This is a genomic window from Oleiphilus sp. HI0067, assembly GCF_001635735.1.
This window is the reverse complement of sequence record NZ_LWFI01001547.1, coordinates 1-877: the sequence shown is the minus strand read 5'-3', so window position 1 is coordinate 877 and position 877 is coordinate 1. Positions and strand designations below refer to the sequence as shown.

The 877-nt window shown below is 42.4% G+C and carries 1 pseudogene; it reads right to left on the bottom strand.

Annotated elements, in window-relative coordinates:
* Positions 1–751 (bottom strand): annotated as a pseudogene (locus A3739_RS31075) (class I SAM-dependent methyltransferase); the annotation flags it as partial.
* Positions 752–877 lie beyond the last annotated feature (126 nt).

Genomic DNA, 877 nt, shown 5'->3' with positions numbered 1-877 from the left:
AACCATGCTGTGCGTAGCGCAATAGCTTTAGATAGTCTTGCCAGCCCCGAAAGGCTTTCTTTTGATAGGGTGGTGGGTCAAGAACAATTAAGTCATAGGGTTCGCGAGACTTAAACCAAGATTGTGATTTAAGAATATCCCGTTTAATAAAGGCACTTTTACCATCATGCAGCTTGTTTGATTGATGATTGCGTTGCCCGATTTTCAGCACATTGGCCGCCATGTCGACGTTGTCGACCCATGTTGCGCCGCCAGAAAGCGCAAAGAGTGAAAACACGCATGTGTATGAGAACAAGTTCAGTACGCGTTTGTTCTCGCTATTTTTTTCTATCCATTGTCAACCAACACGCATATCTAAAAATGTTCCCGTGTTGAGATTAGTACCAAACTTGATTTCACAGTGAAGGTCTTCGCTTAATGGAGCCTTATAGATCAGGGGAAGCTCTACTTCTTTACGACTAAACAAACTTTGCGTGACGAAGTCTGGCCATTCTCTGGATTGAATCAGCACAGCATCGATGGATGAGACTTCCTCAAAAACTATCTTTAACGCGTGATTTAGATCGTCGCTCAGAGTGTCGTTGAAATTCTGTACGAAAAGAAAAGGCGGATACCATTCGATATTTACATATTCATAACCTGCGTATTTTTTGCCACGGCCATGAAGGATACGTTGGCAATATGGCTGCTGCTGTATTCGGTCTATTAGCAATGGTGCTAATTCTGCTGCACTCAGTTTAATGGCGTTCATTCAAGTAGTGTCGATTTTGTTGGGAGGGGAGAAAGACGCGAATCCTAGCATTATGTAATGGAATATTCCTGCAGTTTCCTTGTGATATGCCGACATATACCTAAGCTTTAAATAATAAGCAGTAGA